Origin of the sequence: Erwinia pyrifoliae DSM 12163 (genome assembly GCF_000026985.1) — a bacterium.
Taxonomy (GTDB): domain Bacteria; phylum Pseudomonadota; class Gammaproteobacteria; order Enterobacterales; family Enterobacteriaceae; genus Erwinia; species Erwinia pyrifoliae.
The window spans coordinates 2,930,112-2,948,532 of record NC_017390.1; the positions used below are offsets into that span (position 1 = coordinate 2,930,112).

Annotated in this window: 15 protein-coding genes and 2 pseudogenes; 6 read left to right on the top strand and 11 right to left on the bottom strand. The window is 55.0% G+C overall.

Annotated features, from left to right (window positions below):
* Window positions 1–39 precede the first annotated feature (39 nt).
* Entirely contained in the window at window positions 40–1,110 is a 1,071-nt protein-coding gene (gene queA, locus EPYR_RS13345) for a tRNA preQ1(34) S-adenosylmethionine ribosyltransferase-isomerase QueA (RefSeq protein WP_041474133.1), read from the bottom strand.
* Between the two features lie 103 nt (window positions 1,111–1,213).
* Here queA and EPYR_RS13350 point away from each other — a divergent pair, with 103 nt between their 5' ends.
* On the top strand, window positions 1,214–1,795 hold the full coding sequence (locus EPYR_RS13350) for an ACP phosphodiesterase (RefSeq protein ID WP_012668913.1): 582 nt from the start codon (window positions 1,214–1,216) through the stop codon (window positions 1,793–1,795).
* Window positions 1,796–1,991: 196 nt separating this feature from the next.
* Entirely contained in the window at window positions 1,992–2,594 is a 603-nt protein-coding gene (locus EPYR_RS13355) for a peroxiredoxin C (protein ID WP_004156242.1), read from the top strand.
* Window positions 2,595–2,840: 246 nt separating this feature from the next.
* Here EPYR_RS13355 and proY read toward each other — a convergent pair whose 3' ends face one another.
* The 6 genes from proY to phoB all read right to left on the bottom strand — a co-directional run bounded on the left by proY (window position 2,841) and on the right by phoB (window position 10,408).
* Window positions 2,841–4,193 carry a proline-specific permease ProY gene (proY, locus tag EPYR_RS13360; protein WP_012668914.1) on the bottom strand — a complete coding sequence of 451 codons (1,353 nt, stop codon included), beginning with the start codon at window positions 4,191–4,193 and terminating at the stop codon, window positions 2,841–2,843.
* A 55-nt stretch (window positions 4,194–4,248) separates the two neighbouring features.
* Entirely contained in the window at window positions 4,249–5,568 is a 1,320-nt protein-coding gene (gene brnQ, locus EPYR_RS13365; protein WP_012668915.1) for a branched-chain amino acid transporter carrier protein BrnQ, read from the bottom strand.
* Window positions 5,569–6,071: 503 nt separating this feature from the next.
* Window positions 6,072–7,172 carry a cobalamin-independent methionine synthase II family protein gene (locus EPYR_RS13370; RefSeq protein ID WP_012668916.1) on the bottom strand — a complete coding sequence of 367 codons (1,101 nt, stop codon included), beginning with the start codon at window positions 7,170–7,172 and terminating at the stop codon, window positions 6,072–6,074.
* Between the two features lie 269 nt (window positions 7,173–7,441).
* Window positions 7,442–8,365: a PstS family phosphate ABC transporter substrate-binding protein gene (locus EPYR_RS13375; protein WP_012668917.1), complete on the bottom strand. Its 924-nt coding sequence runs from the start codon at window positions 8,363–8,365 to the stop codon at window positions 7,442–7,444.
* Window positions 8,362–9,696 carry a phosphate regulon sensor histidine kinase PhoR gene (phoR, locus tag EPYR_RS13380; RefSeq protein WP_012668918.1) on the bottom strand — a complete coding sequence of 445 codons (1,335 nt, stop codon included), beginning with the start codon at window positions 9,694–9,696 and terminating at the stop codon, window positions 8,362–8,364. The genes EPYR_RS13375 and phoR overlap by 4 nt, the downstream gene beginning before the upstream one ends.
* Before the next feature lie 22 nt (window positions 9,697–9,718).
* Window positions 9,719–10,408, bottom strand: a complete 690-nt coding sequence (phoB, locus tag EPYR_RS13385) for a phosphate response regulator transcription factor PhoB (protein WP_012668919.1) — start codon at window positions 10,406–10,408, stop codon at window positions 9,719–9,721.
* A gap of 175 nt (window positions 10,409–10,583) precedes the next feature.
* Here phoB and sbcD point away from each other — a divergent pair, with 175 nt between their 5' ends.
* Together sbcD and EPYR_RS13395 are read left to right on the top strand one after the other, a co-directional pair.
* Window positions 10,584–11,807: an exonuclease subunit SbcD gene (sbcD, locus tag EPYR_RS13390; RefSeq protein ID WP_012668920.1), complete on the top strand. Its 1,224-nt coding sequence runs from the start codon at window positions 10,584–10,586 to the stop codon at window positions 11,805–11,807.
* On the top strand, window positions 11,804–15,163 hold the full coding sequence (locus tag EPYR_RS13395; protein WP_012668921.1) for an AAA family ATPase: 3,360 nt from the start codon (window positions 11,804–11,806) through the stop codon (window positions 15,161–15,163). The genes sbcD and EPYR_RS13395 overlap by 4 nt, the downstream gene beginning before the upstream one ends.
* Before the next feature lie 49 nt (window positions 15,164–15,212).
* Here the strand turns inward: EPYR_RS13395 and EPYR_RS13400 are convergent, their stop codons facing one another.
* Genes EPYR_RS13400 through EPYR_RS13410 form a run of 3 tightly spaced genes read right to left on the bottom strand, consistent with a single transcriptional unit; the run spans window position 15,213 to window position 16,904 of the window.
* Window positions 15,213–15,863, bottom strand: coding sequence for a DUF799 domain-containing protein (locus tag EPYR_RS13400; RefSeq protein ID WP_012668922.1), 651 nt, complete (start codon window positions 15,861–15,863; stop codon window positions 15,213–15,215).
* Window positions 15,863–16,213, bottom strand: coding sequence for a DUF4810 domain-containing protein (locus tag EPYR_RS13405; protein WP_012668923.1), 351 nt, complete (start codon window positions 16,211–16,213; stop codon window positions 15,863–15,865). Before EPYR_RS13405 ends, EPYR_RS13400 begins: the two co-directional genes overlap by 1 nt.
* Before the next feature lie 16 nt (window positions 16,214–16,229).
* Window positions 16,230–16,904: a CsgG/HfaB family protein gene (locus EPYR_RS13410; protein WP_012668924.1), complete on the bottom strand. Its 675-nt coding sequence runs from the start codon at window positions 16,902–16,904 to the stop codon at window positions 16,230–16,232.
* Between the two features lie 392 nt (window positions 16,905–17,296).
* Here EPYR_RS13410 and EPYR_RS19445 point away from each other — a divergent pair, with 392 nt between their 5' ends.
* Window positions 17,297–17,542, top strand: a complete 246-nt coding sequence (locus EPYR_RS19445) for a cell envelope integrity TolA C-terminal domain-containing protein (RefSeq protein WP_071819824.1) — start codon at window positions 17,297–17,299, stop codon at window positions 17,540–17,542.
* 1 nt (window position 17,543) lies between these two features.
* On the opposite strand, the pseudogene EPYR_RS13415 reads toward EPYR_RS19445, so the two are convergent.
* Window positions 17,544–17,885 (bottom strand): annotated as a pseudogene (locus EPYR_RS13415) (helix-turn-helix transcriptional regulator); the annotation flags it as partial.
* On the opposite strand from EPYR_RS13415, the pseudogene EPYR_RS21565 reads away from it, so the two are divergent.
* Window positions 17,875–18,084, top strand: a pseudogene (locus EPYR_RS21565) (hypothetical protein); the annotation flags it as partial. The pseudogenes EPYR_RS13415 and EPYR_RS21565 overlap by 11 nt on opposite strands.
* Between the last annotated feature and the right edge of the window lie 337 nt (window positions 18,085–18,421).

Here is an 18,421-nt window from a genome sequence, read left to right on the forward strand (position 1 = left end):
ATGGTTATCGGGGACGGGAATGCCCCACCCCGGGGGAACTTACTGCCCGGGTATCTCGGCAAACGCCTGTGGATTACGGGTAATAAACATCGCATCGCCGTAGCTGAAGAAACGGTACTGTTCAGCAACGGCCTGCTGGTAAGCGTGCATGGTATTTTGATAACCGGCAAAGGCTGACACCAGCATAATCAGCGTCGATTCCGGCAGGTGGAAATTGGTCACCAGCGCATCGATCACCTGGTAGTGATAGCCCGGATAAATAAAGATTTTGGTATCACCAAAGAAAGGAGCAATCAGGTCATTTCCAGCAACCTGCGCAGCACTCTCTAATGAGCGAACGGAAGTGGTTCCCACCGCAATAACCCGGTTGCCGCGTGCCTTGCAGGCCAGCACCGCATCCACCACATCCTGTGGCACTTCAGCATATTCGGCATGCATAATATGCTCTTCAATGGTATCGACGCGCACCGGCTGGAACGTCCCGGCACCGACATGCAGGGTAACAAAAGCCGTCTCAATGCCTTTTTCACGCAGTGCTTCCAGCAATGGTTCGTCGAAATGCAGGCCCGCCGTCGGGGCCGCCACCGCGCCAGGTTTCTGACTGTACACCGTCTGATAAAGCTCGCGGTCGGCATCTTCGTCAGGACGATCGATATAAGGAGGCAACGGCATATGGCCGATACTGTTCAAAATGTCCAGCACCGGACGCGCATCGTTAAATTCGATCTCGAATAACGCATCGTGGCGCGCCAGCATGGTGGCCTGCACGTTTTCATCATCGCCCAGCAGCAGCTCGCTGCCGGGTCTGGGGGCTTTCGATGAACGCACATGTGCCAGCACGCGCTTCTCATCAAGCATGCGCTCAACCAACACCTCAATTTTTCCGCCGCTGACCTTGCGGCCAAAAATACGCGCCGGGATCACCCGCGTATTATTAAACACCAGCAGATCGCCGGGGTTGAGCTTGTGCAACAAATCGGTGAATACACCATGCGTTAACGCGCCGTCCGGGCCGTTCAGCGACAGTAAACGGCACCCGCTACGCTGAGTCTGCGGGTAATGGGCTATCAAAGATTCGGGTAACTTAAAAGTAAAATCGGCAACGCGCATGGTCATTCACAGTCCGGGAAATCAGGGCGCACATTCTAGCTGAAAACTGACCATAGCTAAACAATCTGCGTGATATCGATGTTGTCTGAGGTAGAATAGCGCGATGAACTATCTTGCCCACCTCCATCTGGCTCATCTCGCTAACAGTTCGCTGCTCGGCAATCTGATGGCCGATTACGTGCGCGGTAATCCCTGGCAACAGTGGCCAACCCGTATTGCCGATGGCATTAGCCTGCACCGCCGCATTGATGCTCTGACGGATTCGCTACCGCAAGTTCGCGAGGCTCGCCAGCTTTTCCGTAGTGAAACACGCCGGGTGGCACCGATTACGCTCGATGTTATCTGGGATCACTTCTTGTCGCTTCACTGGGATAAGCTGATGCCGGAGACCACTCTGCCCGCTTTTCTGGCGCATGCCAGAAGTGTTATCGAGCCGCAGCTGACACATACGCCACCGCGCTTTCAGACGCTTAACGCCTGGTTATGGCACGAACGCTGGATGGAGCGTTATGCCGACGCGGCGTTCTTATCGCATGTGCTAAACGGAATGGCCAGCCGCCGCCCGAAGCTCGCGGCACTGGCGGACAGCTATCAGGACTTTACCGATAACTATCACCGGCTTGAAGATCTGTTCTGGCAATCATATCCGCAAATGACGGAGCAGGCAGTCCGGGGTAAATTATGAAAAGTGACCGCGTTTTGTCCTTTGCCCTTTTGCCAAAACAGGCTATCGTATGGTGCTGATTTAAACTCAGCCTTAATTTTGATAGGCGTACCCTATCTGAACAATCGGCGTATTACGCTGGTTCCTGGCTGGACGCCCCTCTTATAATGCCGGCGTCTTGTCTCCCCTCATTTAATGACTTCAACAGGAGTGAATAATGGTCCTGGTAACTCGTCCAGCCCCAGATTTTACTGCCGCAGCTGTGCTGGGCAACGGTGAAATCGTAGAAAACTTCAACTTTAAAAAACACACCGCTGGTAAAGCCACCGTTGTGTTCTTTTGGCCAATGGACTTCACCTTCGTATGCCCTTCCGAGCTGATCGCTTTTGATAAGCGGTATGCCGAATTCCAGAAGCGCGGTGTCGAAGTTGTTGGCGTCTCCTTCGACTCAGAGTTCGTGCACAACGCATGGCGCAAAACGCCGATCGATAAAGGCGGCATCGGCGAAGTGAAGTACGCAATGGTTGCTGACATCAAACGTGAAATCCAGAAAGCCTGGGGCATTGAGCACCCTGAAGCGGGTGTTGCACTGCGTGGTTCATTCCTGATCGACCAGGCCGGCGTGGTTCGCCACCAGGTGGTTAACGATCTGCCACTGGGCCGTAACGTTGACGAAATGCTGCGTATGGTTGACGCGCTGCAGTTCCACGAAGAACACGGCGATGTGTGCCCGGCTCAGTGGGAAAAAGGCAAAGAAGGTATGGGCGCATCTCCGGACGGCGTTGCCAAATACCTGTCTGAGAACGCCGCCAAACTGTAACAGCACCGTTCTGTTCGGCAAAAGCTCGCTACTGCGAGCTTTTTTATTGGAAGATTCTGCCCCGCGTTCTCGCACGCTCCGGTCAGCGATACTTTACAATGACGGAAGACGTCGTATCTCCCGCACCAGGATGCCGCACATGATATCCATGCGGCACCGTTCAGCCTGCCGGTAGCCTGGTATCACGGTGAGCGACTAACATAAAAAGGGCGAACCATAGGTTCGCCCTATCTCAATGACTGCCTGTTAACAACTGCGGCGCTTTACCCACTGCCAGCTCACCAGCAGCAGCACAATCCACGCGAAACCGGCATAAAGCGACACGCGGGTATCAGGGAAGTAACCGATCAGGCCAATAATAAAGGCGAGGAAGACAATGCCAATCGCCGCAGTGAGTGAACCTCCGGGCAGGGCAAACTTCAGCTCTTTTTGCTGTTCTGGCGTCAATGTACGACGAAACGCAATCTGGGAGAACAGGATCATTATCCATACCCAAACGGTAGCGAACGTCGCCAGCGAGGCGATGACCAGAAACACTTTTTCCGGCATCAGATAGTTAAGATAGACGGCAACCAGCATCGCCAACATCATCGCCAGTACCGTCACCCAGGGAATACCTTTCTCCGATACGGTGGTAAACACTTTGGGCGCATGGCCCTGCTCTGCCATGCCGTACAGCATACGTCCAACGCCAAACACATCACTGTTAATCGCCGACAGTGAGGCGGTAATCACCACGAAGTTAAGCACCGCTGCCGCTGCCGCAATCCCCATATGCTGGAAAGTCAGTACAAACGGACTGCCTTGAGTCCCGACCTGATTCCAGGGGTAGATCGACATGATGACAAACAGCGTGCCAACGTAGAACACCAGAATGCGCAGCGGTACGGTATTAATGGCGCGCGGGATCGATACGGCCGGATCCTTCGCTTCACCGGCGGTGATACCGATGATTTCAATCCCGCCAAAGGCGAACATCACCATTTGCAGCGACAGCACCACGCCAATCCAGCCATTGGGTATAAAGCCGCCGTGGGTCCACAAATTGCTGATGCCGGTCGCCTGACCGCCGTTGCCGATGCCCCAGAAGATAATGCCAATACCCGCGACAATCATCACAATGATGGTGGCCACCTTGAACAGCGACAGCCAGAACTCGACCTCGCCGAACACCTTAACCGTCGCGAGATTGATCGCGCCAATCACCAGCACCACGCTGAGTACCCATGTCCAGTGAGGCACATCGGGGAACCAGACGCTCATATAAATACCGAATGCGGTGACATCGGCAATAGCGACAATCAGGATTTCAAAACAGTAGGTCCAGCCGGTGATATAGCCGGCCAGCGGTCCGAGGTAATCTTGCGCGTAGCGGGAGAAGGAGCTGGCCTGAGGGTTGTTGACGGACATTTCACCAAGCGCGCGCATAATGATATACGCTGCCACACCGCCGATAAGATAGGCAAGCAGCACGCCCGGACCGGCCATTCTGATAGCATCGGCCGAACCGTAAAACAGGCCGGTGCCAATCGCTGAACCCAACGCCATAAAACGAATATGGCGCGTACTCAATCCCTTTTTCAGAGTCATTTTTGTCATTTTTTTCCACCTGGCGGCCCCTTACCGACCGGTGGTAAGGGGAGATTTTACAACGCTATTGCTGATGCACGGTAACCGGGCGGCCAGAAACGCGATCGTAAAAGGCCACCAATACCAGCATCACCAGTGAAGGCGGCAACCACGCCAGCCCCTGATCGGCCAGCGGCAGATTCTGGGTAAACGCGGGGAGCAGCGCCTTTAAATCGGTGGTTTTGATTGCGTCGACCAAACCAAACAGCAGGCTGACCAGCATGACTGGCGCAACAATCCTTGTGCTTTTCTTCCACCAGCTCAAAGTAAAGCTTAACAGCACCAGCACGATACAAGGCGGGTAAATCGCGGTTAATACAGGAATAGAGATCTGGATAAGATGGCTAAGACCAAGGTTGGAAACCACCATAGAAAACGCACCCAGCATAAACACCAGTTGGCGATAGCTGAAAGGCAAATAGTGCTCAAAGAACTCCGCACAGGCACAGGTCAGACCAACGGCCGTCACAATACAGGCGACGAAAATCAGTGAAGCGAGGAAGAAGCTGCCCATAGCGCCGAAAGTATGCTGAACATAGGCATGCAGGATGGCAGCACCGTTAGCGCTATGATCGACAATCGACGCACTGTCAGCACCGAGTTTGAACAGAGCCAGATAGACCAGCGTCAGACCAACACCGGCAATCAATCCGGCAATCACGGTGTAACGGGTCAGCAGTTTTGCTTCGCTGATGCCGCGTGAGCGGGCGGCATTGACAATAACGATGCCGAACACCAGCGCCCCAAGGGTATCCATCGTCAGATAACCATTCACAAAGCCATTGGAGAACGCCGCACGCTGAAATTCATCGGTAGCAGGCGCAATATCGCCAGCAGGCCACAGCAGCGCCGCCAGGCCCAGCAGGGTCAGGGCAAAAATTTTCAGCGGGGCGAGGAGATGGCCGACGGTATCCAGAAGCTTACCGGGATAAAGCGAGACGCCAATCACCAGGGAAAAATAGACCAGACTGTAGATAAACAGCGGCAATGCGCCATCGCCGGTCAGCGGAGCAATACCGACTTCAAACGAGACGGTAGCGGTACGGGGGGTGGCAAACAGCGGCCCGACGGCCAGATAGCAGACGGTCGCCAGCACCACGCCAGCCACTTTACCGATGGGCGAACTGAGAGCATCAATTCCGCCACCAACGCGCGCCAGCGCAATTACGGAAATCACCGGCAGACCAACTGCGGTAATCAAAAAGCCCAGGGCCGCATGCCAGACATGCTCTCCGGCCTGGATACCTACCATTGGTGGGAAAATGATGTTCCCGGCGCCGACAAACAGGGCAAAAGTCATAAAGCCCAGTGCCAGAATATCTTTTGAAGTTAAACGATGCGTCATAAGAAACGTGTTGCCTGTGGTGGTGTTAAAAGTCGTGATAACGGTGCTGCTCGCCCTACTTCACGTTGCAGTCGTCAATCCCCTGCCAGCTAAAACGACTACGCTGAAGAATCAAAGAATTGCCCTGTTTCTGCAAAATGCACAATTTTGCAGCCAATCACCCTGGATGCTCTAAATACGCTACTAAATCAAATCGATGCAGCCGAAAACGCTGATGACGTCGCGACGGGTAGTGAATATGAGCTGATTATTTTGTATTCAGGGGGAAGACGAGAAACGGGGGTAAGTAGAACGTTTATAGCGGTAAAAGGCAATACAGAATCGAGAAAGCAGATGAATATACCGTAAAAAATCACATAACCAGTGTATATACTTAGATGAGACCGAAATTGCGTTACATGATTTGTATTTTTTTCGCCTGTACAGCGCTATTTTGGTGATAAACCGATTAAAGAAGCACAAAAGGCGCACAAATCCGCGCCTGATGCACAAAATGAGTTTTTTTACCAAACCCGATTAGCCACTTCCACCAGCAGGCGCAGCTTGGCCCACTGCTGCTCTTCCGTCAGGCTGTTGCCCTCTTCGGTAGAAGCAAAGCCGCACTGCGGGCTAAGGCAGATCTGATCGAGGCTGACGAACTGCGCGGCCTCACGCAGACGTTTTTCAATGGTTGCCGCCGCTTCCAGCTCTCCGCTTTTCGTGGTGATCAGCCCCAGCACCACCTGCTGTTTGCCTTTTTTGATAAAACGCAGCGGCTCGAAGCCGCCCGAACGCGCGTTATCATATTCAAGGAAGAAAGCGTCAATGTTGACCCCGCCAAACAAAATTTGCGCCACCGGCTCATAGCCCCCTTCAGAGATCCAGGTAGAGCGGAAATTGCCCCGGCAAACATGCAGGCCGATTTTCAAATCGTTGGGCTTGCCTGCAATGGCTTTATTCAGCACGCGGGCGTAAGTACGGGCCAGCTCTTCAGGGCTGTCACCGCGTTCGCGGATTTGCTGCTTCTGATCGTCAGAACAGAGATAAGCCCAAACGGTATCGTCCAGCTGCAGATAGCGGCAGCCTGCATCGTAGAATGCCTGAATCGCATCGCGCCAGGTTTGTGCAAGGTCGTCGAAATAGACGTCCAGATCCGGATAAACCTGCGCATCAATCACCTGACGACCGCCGCGAAAATGCAGCACGCTGGGGCTTGGGATAGTCATTTTTGCCACTGCATCCCCGCTGATGCTTTGCAGGAAGCGGAAATCCTCTAACATTGGATGATGGCTGAAACCCAGTTTCCCGGTAACCTTCACGCCACGCGCCTTAGTCTGCACGCCGTTAAACTGAATGCCCTGCTCTGTTTCATAACGCTCTACGCCATCCAGACCGTCAAAGAAGTCGAAGTGCCACCAGGCGCGACGAAATTCCCCGTCGGTAACCACCTGCAGGCCGCTGGCTCGCTGGCTGGCAACCACTTTACGGATCTCTTCATCTTCAATGCTGCGTAACGCAGCCGCGTCAATGTCACCAGCGGCAAACTGCTGGCGCGCCTGCTTTATTGCCGCCGGGCGCAGAAAGCTGCCAACCACTTCGGCGCGATAAGATACGGATGTTGTCATGTCGGCTCACTCCTGGCCTGCACTCGGCCGCATAATTGCGTTACGCAATAGTTGCGCTGGGTTAATTTAGACTTCTGGACATCTAAATGTCTGTTGCTCACAGTGTCATGAGATTCTCCCCGTCGCAAACGAGGAAATTTCAAGGTCAGTGAGAAAAGTTCATTATGCTAAAAAAGACGGAGGATGACGGGCAACAAACGGGTTTGTTTTTGAGAAAAGGCCGCTTAAGGGCAGCGCGGAAACCACATCACTGCTGCAAACTCACGATATTATTGCGCAATCATCGCCAGTGCCTGCTCCCTTTGCGCTTCAGATAAGGGCAGATAGCCAGCCCGACTGACCAACGCCTGACCCGCATTTGATAGCGCCAGGCGGAGAAATGCGGCGCTAAGCGGCTCCAGAGGTTTGCCCGGCGCTTTATTAACATAGATGTAGAGCGGACGCGCATAGGGATAACGCCCGCTGCGGATATTTTCAGCCGTGGGCGCAACCCAGTTATGATCATCCCGCGCCACAGGCACCACTTTAACACCGCTAAGATGAAATCCGGCGCTGGCATAGCCTATGCCGTTCAGCGAACCGGCCACCGCCTGCACCACCGCCGCAGAGCCGGGATATTCGCCAACATCATTGCGTAAATCACCGTTGCACAACGCCTGCTGTTTGAAAAAACCCCAGGTACCGGAGGCGGAATTACGGCCAAATCGCTGGATGCCGCGCTGCGCCCAGCCGGGCTGAGTCAGCTGCAAATCCCCCCAGGTTCTGGGGGAAAGCCCCCCTCCGCAAAGTCGGGTGACGGAGAAAATAGCATCCAGCTGCTGAGCATTCAGTCCGGTTAACGGATTATCCTGGTTCACCACCACCACCAGCGCATCGATTGCCACCGGCACCGCCAGCGGCGGATAACCATAACGATCTGCAAACAGCTGGCGTTCTGCTGCCTGCATCGGCCTGCTCATCGCGCCCAGTTGCGCAGCCCCGGCGGCCAACGCCGTGGGAGCCGTGGACGATCCCGCCGCCTGAATCTGCACATTTACGCCGGGATACTGCTGGCTGAAACGATCTCCCCAAAGCGCCATCAGGTTGCCGAGCGTATCGGAGCCGACGCTGTTCAGATTCCCCGCCAGCATACCCTCTTTGGCATGAGCCAGCATACAGACCAGCAGCAACGCCAGCGCAATGAGATGTTTCATGGTAAGGGTTCCGGGTAATTAACGCCGCCGCTGCCGCCCGGTTCAGCACCAGCCACCACCCTGAGCGGCAGCTGAAAACTGAAGCAGGTTTCCGCTGCGGGCAAGCTGCTGATATTCAGCCGCGTATTATGGTGGCTGAGCGCATGTTTGACGATAGCCAGCCCCAGCCCGCTTCCCCCGGTCTGCCTGGAGCGTGCCTGGTCAACGCGATAGAAACGTTCAGTCAGACGCGGTAAGTGTTCTGGCGCGATGCCGGGGCCGTTATCTTCGACCTTAAACTCGGCTCCCCGGTCGTTGCGTTGCCAGCTGACCACAATCCGGGTGCCGTCGGGCGTGTGATTGACCGCATTATAAACCAGATTGGACATGGCGCTGCGCAGCTGTTCGTCATTGCCATATACGCGTAAATTCGGGTCGCTGTCGAACTGGATCTGCTGACGCCCCTGACTGAGCGTTTCCGCTTCACGCTGCAGTCCCCGCAGCATCGCGGGCACATCGACGATTTCCTGCAGGTCGGGCGACGGTGCCGCCTCAATGCGCGACAGCGTCAGCAGCTGACCCACCAGGCTATCCATGCGTTTCGCCTGTTCCTGCATGGTTTGCAGCGCTTTATCACGCAGACGCCCTTCCAGCACCGGATCATTCATCATCTCCAGGTAACCCTGCAACACCGTTAATGGCGTGCGCAGTTCGTGGCTCACGTTGGCAAAGAAGTTGCGCCGCGCCCCTTCCAGCTGGTGCATTTGCGTTACATCGCGCGCCACCAGCAGCCACTGTCCTTCACTGTAAGGCATGATGCGGAACTCCAGATGGCGCTGGCTGTTCAATACCAGCGTCAGCGGAAGCGCGAAATCCCGCTGGCGCAGATAGCGGGTAAATTCCGGGTAGCGCAGCAGGTTAAGGATATTCTGGCCATTATCTTCCGGCCAGCGCAGCCCCAAACTCTGCTGGGCCAGCCCGTTACACCAGAAAATCGTGCCCTCGTCGGTGGTCAACACCAGCGCATCCGGCAGCGATTCAGCCCCGCTGCGAAATCGCTTAATCAGATGGCCAAGTTCCCGGCGGCGGCGACGGTTGCGCGCCTGCATTTGATACAGGCCGTAGAACAAAGGTTCCCAACTGCCACGTCCGCTGGGCGGGTTCATACTGCGATCCACCCACAGCCAGTGCGACAGGCGCAGAAGATTGTTGAAGTGAAAAACCAGCACGCAGAGCGCGGAAGCCAGCAACAGCCAGGGCAAACCGCCCGCGATGAGTCCGGTAATCAGCGCAGGCAGGCCGGCAAGCAGCAGCTCTAACAGTAATCTCTTCCAGGAGAGGCGTTCCAACACGATTCAGACTCCGTGCGAGCGATCAATAACGTGCAGAGAAACGATAACCTGTTCCGCGAACCGTCTGTACCATACGATCGTGCCCGTTCAGTTCCAGCGCTTTACGCAGACGGCGAATATGAACGTCGACGGTGCGGTCTTCGACATACACGTTAGTTCCCCAGACATGGTTTAGCAACTGCTCACGGCTGTAGACGCGCTCCGTATGCGTCATAAAGAAGTGCAGCAGTTTATATTCGGTTGGCCCCATATCCAGCGGCTGGTTGCCTGACATCACGCGGTGTGAAGACGGATCGAGAGTCAGCCCCTGCATTTCAATCACCTCTTCCACCGCCATCGGCGAAATGCGCCGCATCACGGCTTTAATCCGTGCCACCAGCTCCTTCGGTGAGAAAGGTTTGGTGATGTAATCATCAGCGCCGGCTTCTAACCCACGCACGCGATCTTCTTCTTCGCCACGCGCGGTCAGCATCACCACCGGGATATCGCGCGTCATCGCCTCACGCTTAAGATGTTTAATAAACTGAATTCCGGAACCACCGGGCAGCATCCAGTCCAGCAGAATCAAATCTGGCCAGGGTTCAATCAACAAATTAACCGCGCGGTCATAATCCGCAGCTTCTATCGGTTGATAATCATTTTGTTCCAGAACGAAACACAACATCTCACGGATTGGGGCTTCATCTTCAACCACAAGAATGCGCTTTACCATTATTGCTCCTGCTGCGGTGACCGGTTGTCACGGGATAGGCGACATCAGTATGCGTCAGTTTTATGACACTTTTATGAAAAAAGCACCTGCAAAAAGGGAGATGAAACGAATTAAATATCCGTACGGCTTTATGTTTATAATCATCGCTTCGCGTTTCTGCCTCCGGGGGATCACCATGCGCATCATTCATACTGCCGACTGGCATCTCGGCCAGTTTTTCTACACCAAAAGCCGGGCGGCCGAGCACCAGGCTTTTCTTGACTGGCTGCTGGAACAGGCGGAAACGCAGCAGGCCGATGCGATTATCGTCGCCGGTGATATCTTCGATAACGGCTCCCCGCCGAGTTACGCACGCCAGCTCTACAACCGCTTTGTGGTAAAGCTGCAAACAACCGGCTGTCAGCTGGTGGTGCTGGGCGGCAATCACGATTCGGTCGCCATGCTCAATGAATCGCGTGAGCTGCTGGCCTGCCTGAATACCCGGGTGATCGCCGCCGTCGATGAGGATATCCGTCAGCAGGTGCTGGTGCTGAACCGCCGCGACGGGCAGCCGGGCGCTCTGCTGTGCGCCATTCCGTTCTTACGCCCGCGCGATATCCTGCGCAGCCAGAGCGGGCAGTCGGGGCGCGAAAAACAGCAAAGCCTGCTGGAAGCCATCAGCGATCACTATCAGCGCTGCTGGCAGGAAGCGCTGGCGCAGCGTGATGCGCTGGGTTTGCCGCTACCGATTATCGCCACCGGTCATCTGACCACCATGGGCGTCACCAAAAGCGATGCGGTGCGCGATATCTATATCGGCACGCTGGACGCTTTCCCGGCCGACGGCTTTCCCCCGGCGGATTACATCGCCCTCGGCCATATTCACCGCGCCCAGCGCATTGCCGACAGCGACCATATTCGCTACAGCGGCTCGCCGATCCCGCTCAGTTTTGACGAGCTGGGCAAGGCCAAAAGCGTGATGCGGGTTGATTTCCATGCCGGCAAGCTCGCCGGGGTGACCGAGCTGCCAATCCCGCTGTTTCAGCCGATGCAGATGATCAAAGGCTCCCTGGAGCAGATAGAACGGCAGCTGGCGCAGCTAAAACCGGATGCACGGGGCAAAACCATCTGGCTGGATATTGAAATCGTCACCGACGCTTACCTCAGCGAACCACAGCGCCGCATTGAGGAACTGACCGCCGCGCTGCCGGTTGAGGTGGTGCTGCTGCGCCGCAGCCGCGAACAGCGGGAACAGGTGATAGCGCGCCAGCAGAATGAAACGCTGAGTGAACTGAGCGTTGAGGAGGTGTTTGCGCGGCGGCTGGCATCGGCACCAAATCAGCCCGAGCGCCCGGAACGCATCAGTGCGCTGTTTGCCCAGACGCTGGAAGCGGTGCGCCATGAGGAGCAGCCATTATGAAAATTCTCACCCTGCGTTTTAAAAACCTCAACTCGCTGAAGGGCGAGTGGAAAATCGATTTTACGGCAGAACCCTTTGCCAGCAACGGCCTGTTCGCCATTACCGGGCCAACGGGTGCGGGGAAAACCACCCTGCTTGATGCCATCTGTCTTGCGCTTTATCACAAGACCCCGCGCCTGGGGGGAATTACCAGTACACAGAACGACCTGATGACGCGCGATAGCGCAGAATGCCTCGCCGAGGTGGAATTCGAGGTGAAAGGCGTTGCCTGGCGCGCCTTCTGGAGTCAGAACCGTGCGCGCGCTGCCGCCGATGGCAATCTGCAGGCACCGCGCGTCGAACTGGCGCGCTGCAAGGATAACCATATCGTCGCCGATAAGGCGAAAGAGAAGCAGGATATGATCACCAGCCTGACCGGGCTGGATTTCGAGCGCTTTACCAAGTCAATGATGCTGTCCCAGGGACAGTTTGCCGCCTTTCTTAATGCCAAAGCGAGCGAACGCGCCGAGCTGCTGGAAGAGCTGACCGGCACCGAAATTTATGGCCGCCTGTCATCAGCGGTATTTGAGCGCCATAAAGAGGCAAAGGCGGCGCTGGACGGGCTGCGCGCGCAGGCAGCGGCGATGGATCTGCTGGATGCGGAGCAGCAGCAAACCCTGGCTGACCAGCAGACACAGCTGATAAGCGATGAGCAGGTACTCACTTCACAACAGCACAGCCAGCAGCAGGCGTTACAGCAGCTGCAACAGCTGGAAAGGTTACAGCAGGAGCAGCAGCAGCTTTCCCGCCAGCGCCAGCAGCTCGATGAACAGATAGAGCAGGCAAAGCGGCAGCTTGGCGCGGCAGACCTTGAGCAACAGCAGGCGCTGAAGAACCATGAGGATCATCAGCTGCATCGCCAGCAGCAGGAAACGCTGATCGCCGAACAGGTCATCCCTCTGGATCACCAGCTCGCCACGCTGCAAGAACAGTCTGAGCAGCTGGCCCGCGAGCGAAGTGAGCACCAACAATTGCTGACAGCGCGCCTGACGGAGAGCGCTAAAAACCAGCAGATCCAGCAGGATAAGCAGGCGCAGCAGCAGCGGCTGAACCAGTGGCACGAAGCGCATCCCCATTTTTCTCACTACGGTGAGTATTTACCCCTGTGGCGTGAACGTTTCAGCCAGCAGCAGCAAAGTGAGCAGTCACTTTCAGCGCTAAGCCAGCGGCTAAAGGTTCAACAGCAAACGCTGCAGCAGCAGGAGCTGGCTCACCGGCAGCTTATCCAGCAGGCGGTGCCACTGCAGCAGCAGCTTGATGCGGCGCAGCACAGCCTGAACCAGGCGCAGCAGGCGCTGGCCCCGTTACAACAGCAGCACCCGCAGGAAAGTCTGCGCAACGCGCTGGAGCAGTTTAGCCGTCTGCGCCCGCAACGCCAGCTGCTGGCTACGCTGCTGCCGCAGTGGCGGCAGCTCGGTGAACGCCGCAGTCGGCTAAAGCGGGAGCAGCAGGCGTTAGCGCAACAGATACAACAAAGTAGTGAGCAGTTACAAACCCTGCGCAGCCGCTGGGCAGAGAAACGCCAGCATGAGCAGGACCTGGACAAACGCTGCCGGCTGGAGCAGCGCATTGCTGACCTGGAACAGCAGCGCGCCCTGCTGGAACCGGGCCAGCCCTGCCCGCTGTGCGGGTCAGAAAACCATCCGGCGATTGCCGCATATCAGGCGCTGGAGCTATCGGAAAATCAGCGACGGCTCAACGGCCTGAAAGAAGACGTCCGGGTGCTCGGCGAACAGAGCAGCGCCTGTGGCGCACAGTTAAAGCAGCAGCAGGAACAGCAGCAGCGCCAGCAGCAGGATGACGCCGACCTTGCCCGTCAGGCAACGGAGCTGGAACAGCAGTGGCACAGCGCCGCCTCCGCGCTGGCGCTGGAATTCACCGCCGATCAACATCAGCAGGCCCACGACTGGCTGGCGCAGCAGGAGCAGCAGGAAAGCGAACTTCAGCAGCAGCTGAACCGGCTGGAGCAGGCGATGCGCCACTGCCAGCAGCAGCAGGAGGCGCGGTATCAGCAGCAGCAGGCCTGGCAACAGCTTGAACAGCAAACCGCCCTGTGCCAGCAGGAGATGACGACGTCACGCCACCATTTAAGTGAACAGCAGCAGCAGCTGGAGCAGGACAGGCAGCGCGCACGCCAGCTGCGCAGTGAACTGGCCGCAAGCCTCGCGCCGCTGGAGCTTAAGCTGCCGGAGGACGGCGATTATCCAGGCTGGTTACAGATCCGTGAGCAGCAGTGGCGGCAGTGGCAGCAGAACGCCAGCGAGCTGGCCACGCTGGCACCGGAACTGGCGGCGCTCGGCAGCCGTCAGCAGGCGCTGGAAGAGGAACGGGTGCAGCAGCAGGCACGTATTAACGCGCTGGATGCCCGCAGCCAGCAACAGCAGCAATTGCTGAGCGAACGCCGGCAGCAGCGCCAGCAGCTGTTTGGCGATGCCACGGTAAACTCGCTACGCCAGCAGCTCAACGACGAGTCGGAAAAGCATCTGCAAACCCTGCGCCAGTATCAACAACAGCGGCAAGTGCAGCAGGATCGGATAAATACCCTGACCGGGCAGCATAAATCATTAAATGAACAGTTGACTGGTCTACAGTCGCGGCTTAATGAAGCTGCAAAACACGTTGATCAACCGGAAAACCTGACTGCGCAGCAGCAGACCCTACAGGTCAGCCTGGAGGCGCTCAGTCTGCAATTGCGCGAACTGGCCAGCCAGCAGGGGCAGCTGCGCCAGCAGCTCGAATACGATGCAACACGCCGCTTACAGCAGCAGGCGCTGCTGGCGGAGGTGGCCGCCAATGAACGGCAGATGGAAGACTGGAGCTATCTCAATGATTTGATTGGCTCCCAAAACGGCAGTAAGTTCCGCCGCTTTGCCCAGGGATTAACCCTCGATCATCTGGTATCACTGGCAAATACCCAGCTAAGCCGCCTGCACGATCGCTATCAGCTCCAGCGCAAACCACAAGAGGCGCTGGAATTAGAGGTGATCGACACCTGGCAGGCCGAAACCCGGCGCGATACGCGCACGCTGTCCGGCGGCGAGAGCTTCCTTGTCAGCCTGGCGCTGGCACTGGCGCTTTCCGATTTGGTCAGCCATAAAACCCGCATTGAATCGCTGTTCCTTGATGAAGGCTTCGGCACGCTGGATGCTGAAACCCTTGACAGCGCGCTGGATGCGCTGGATGCGCTTAACGCCAGCGGCAAAACCATTGGGGTAATCAGCCACGTCGAGGCAATGAAAGAGCGCATTCCGGTGCAGATCAGGGTAAGAAAGGTTAACGGGTTGGGTTACAGCCGGCTGGATTTACCCGGCGGTTAACCACGGGGCGACCTCTTCAATGACCGGTCGCCCCATAGCTGCATGCGGGTTACTTAGTGGTTTTTAAGCCGGTACGCGGCCCCGGCAGGATACTGCCGTCAGCGCCGTCGGCGGTGAGCATGTTGGCTGCGGTAATCACTGCAATATCGTGACTCTTGTCGGTAATATTGCTGGAGATCTGTTTAATCGCCGCCGTCACCAGAATCGACACAACGCCGCTGCTATTGTTGTTATCAGCGTCAGATGCAAAGCCGGCCCCGGACCAGATCTGCTTACCGCTACGCAAGTCAACCAGACGCGCCGTTGCGCTCACCCGAGTCACGCTGTCAATCAGCATGTATTTTGTGCCGTATTCATGCACATCCACATACAGCGCCGCATCGGCGTTAAAAATCTCGTGCAGTTTAGCGCTGCTGACCGCCTGTGCATCTGCCGCGCTGGAGAGGCCGTTTTGCTCGAAGGTTTTATCTACCACCGCTACCGGGAAAACATAGTAGCCGGATTCGGCCAATGGCGTGGTCACCACGGACACCAGGCTGTGGGCAGCATGAATATCCGGGCTGCTGTTTTTCGCCGGCAAAACGACAATCGAGGCGGGTTTGCTGGCGAGGAATGCGCTGTAATCATACGAGGCTTTTTTATTAGCGCAGCCACTTAATACCAGTACAGAGGCGAGTGCGACAATAGTTGATATTTTCATTATTTCTTCGCCTTATTGCGCATCAGGAAATCCATATAGGCCGCAGATTCCGGGAATAGTGTTTTCTCAGTATTAAATTGCTGAAAGGCCAGGTCGGGACGGCTGGTATCAGCATATAGCAGACCGAGCTGTGCATGTAGCCCAGGGGGAACTGGCTTACTTTTCGCCTTAGCCTGTTCCACGATGGTATTCAGCGAATCTATCTGCTGCTGCGGTGATTTATCCTGTTGGTAATAGCCGTAAAGCGTGGACTGATAGTCACCCCAATAATAGGTAGTTTCTTTTTTACCCGCGCAGGCGGCCATTAGCAATGCAGCTGACGCTACGCTAATTATTTTGATCGCTTTCATTTTTACTTCCTGTTTATTATTTAACCGGACGCCATGTGCCAGATTCGATACCATTCACCAGGTGATTGACCGCTTCACGCATGGCTAAATCTATCACTTTACCGTTCAGCGTGGAGTCATAGCTGGCGCTGCCGCCAAAGCCAATAATTTCACGGTTAGACAGGCTGTATTCACCAGCGCCCTGGACGGAATAAACCACTTCTGATGTGGTAACATCCACCACGTTCAGGTTTACTTTGGCATAAGCAATCTGAGACTTACCACGGCCGAGAATGCCCCATAACTGCTGGTCTCCGACCTCTTTTCTACCGAATTCGGAAATATCACCAGTAATCACGTAATTAGCCCCCTTAATTGACTGTTGGCGGCCTTTGTACTGCGCTTCGGCTTTCAGTTCGTCAAGGTTGGCACGGTCAAGCACGTTAAAACGGCCGGTTTGCTGCAAATGCGTGATAAGAATCGTTTTCGACTGGTTACCAAGACGGTCAACGCCGTCTGAGAAAATACCGTTCATATAGGCGGAACGATTATCAAATTTTCCAACGGCAATCGGGCTTTTCACCCCTTGATATTGTGGCTGGGTGGCGGCCACTACCTGGGGCGCAGCAACAGAACGAGAGGATTCAGTGGCACAGCCGGTGAGAAGTGATGAGCTTAATACCGTTAAAGCAACAAGATATCTGGATTTCATTTCCTTTTCCTGTGTGTTTTTTATATTTAATAGACAGACCGAAATAGCGAATCAAGATTCAGCACATAAAATAAATTCAGTTGAAAAAAGCGTGATTTGAACGTGGAATTTACCACAGGAAAATTTTAAATAAAACTAAAAGCTGGTTTGAATTGATATGTTTCACCCATAAAAATGTCGCCGATTATATATCAATCAAACTTAGGTTAAATCAGAGGTCAATATGAAAACAGACCCTGTGCGATACTTTTTAAAATTAACAGCATATTGTATTCTAAAGTGGTATTAAGGAAAGCAACATCCTTCGTTCGTTTAACTTATGTCAGGAGAACAACAGATAGATTTGAACGCTTTAGCTCGTCGGGATTGTTCATTATTAAGCGCCTGCTGAGCTGTGCCTTTATCAGACAACCATAAAACAGCGAATACAGGATAATTTTGACCATGCAGCGGATTATAACGGCCAGCGTTGTGCAGTCAGCATAAAATGGGGTGCCACCCGGCGTTATCAGGTATTGAGCACGCAAGGGGATGAGCCGCTATGCCTGAAAGCCTGGAGCACGCTCGCTAATGCAGGCGCTATGCCGCCCCCACCGCCGGAGATGGCCAGTGGCCTGCTGCTCGATTTCAGACCTTAGCTTAACCGCCCCGCTCTTCCTGGCGCCACTGGCGCGGGCTGATGCCAAACCAGCGGCGAAAAGCGCGGGAAAAAGCACTGACTTCCGAGTACCCCAGCAGCAACGCCATTTCAGAAATGGGCAGCTGGTGCTGCTGCAAGTNGTGTTTCGCCATCTCGCAGCGCACGTTGTCCGCCAGCGTGGTAAAACTTAGCCCCTCCTCCCGCAGGCGGCGNTGCAGCGACCAGCTTGATAATCCCATGTTGTCCGCCACCTCTTCCAGCAACGGTTCTCCCTGNAGTAACGATTGATGAACCTGTACCCGGGCCAAATCGACAATATTCTGCTGTGCGGAACCGCTGTTCCTTGATGAAGGCTTCAGCACGCTGGATGCTGAAACTCTCGACAGCGCGCTGGATGCGCTGGATGCGCTTAACGCCAGCGGCAAAAACATCGGGGTGATTAGCCACGTCGAGGCAATGAAAGAGCGGATTCCGGTGCAGATCAGGGTAAGAAAGATTAACGGGTTGGCTTACAGCCGCCTGGAGCTGCCCGGCGGTTAATCAGGACCGTGCTAACAGTCCAATACGTTTATCAGGCTGAAATTTTCGACAACAGTTCTGCTATTAATAAAGATGACTCTTAATTAAGTATTATCTTTATTAATCTCTTCGCATTCACCGAATTTTTTTATTTCCATAAATTCCCATAGCGGAGACCAGCATAACATTGAGAAACTCACATCCTCATTCCGGCACATAAAATCATAAATATTACTAAACTATTTATCTTAAATCACCTCCATCCGGGTTATATTTCTTAAAGATAAGTTTTAGCGGTTTTTGAAAGAAAAAAATGACAGTCTATTTTATATTAAAAATCACATAAAAAAACAGAATG

Excerpts from the sequence above, each read along its gene's own strand:
- queA (WP_041474133.1), bottom strand. The coding sequence starts at position 1,110 with ATGCGCGTTGCCGATTTTACTTTTAAGTTACCCGAATCTTTGATAGCC.
- EPYR_RS13350 (WP_012668913.1), top strand. The coding sequence starts at position 1,214 with ATGAACTATCTTGCCCACCTCCATCTGGCTCATCTCGCTAACAGTTCG.
- EPYR_RS13355 (WP_004156242.1), top strand. The coding sequence starts at position 1,992 with ATGGTCCTGGTAACTCGTCCAGCCCCAGATTTTACTGCCGCAGCTGTG.
- proY (WP_012668914.1), bottom strand. The coding sequence starts at position 4,193 with ATGACAAAAATGACTCTGAAAAAGGGATTGAGTACGCGCCATATTCGT.
- brnQ (WP_012668915.1), bottom strand. The coding sequence starts at position 5,568 with ATGACGCATCGTTTAACTTCAAAAGATATTCTGGCACTGGGCTTTATG.
- EPYR_RS13370 (WP_012668916.1), bottom strand. The coding sequence starts at position 7,172 with ATGACAACATCCGTATCTTATCGCGCCGAAGTGGTTGGCAGCTTTCTG.
- EPYR_RS13375 (WP_012668917.1), bottom strand. The coding sequence starts at position 8,365 with ATGAAACATCTCATTGCGCTGGCGTTGCTGCTGGTCTGTATGCTGGCT.
- phoB (WP_012668919.1), bottom strand. The coding sequence starts at position 10,408 with ATGGTAAAGCGCATTCTTGTGGTTGAAGATGAAGCCCCAATCCGTGAG.
- sbcD (WP_012668920.1), top strand. The coding sequence starts at position 10,584 with ATGCGCATCATTCATACTGCCGACTGGCATCTCGGCCAGTTTTTCTAC.
- EPYR_RS13395 (WP_012668921.1), top strand. The coding sequence starts at position 11,804 with ATGAAAATTCTCACCCTGCGTTTTAAAAACCTCAACTCGCTGAAGGGC.
- EPYR_RS13400 (WP_012668922.1), bottom strand. The coding sequence starts at position 15,863 with ATGAAAATATCAACTATTGTCGCACTCGCCTCTGTACTGGTATTAAGT.
- EPYR_RS13405 (WP_012668923.1), bottom strand. The coding sequence starts at position 16,213 with ATGAAAGCGATCAAAATAATTAGCGTAGCGTCAGCTGCATTGCTAATG.
- EPYR_RS13410 (WP_012668924.1), bottom strand. The coding sequence starts at position 16,904 with ATGAAATCCAGATATCTTGTTGCTTTAACGGTATTAAGCTCATCACTT.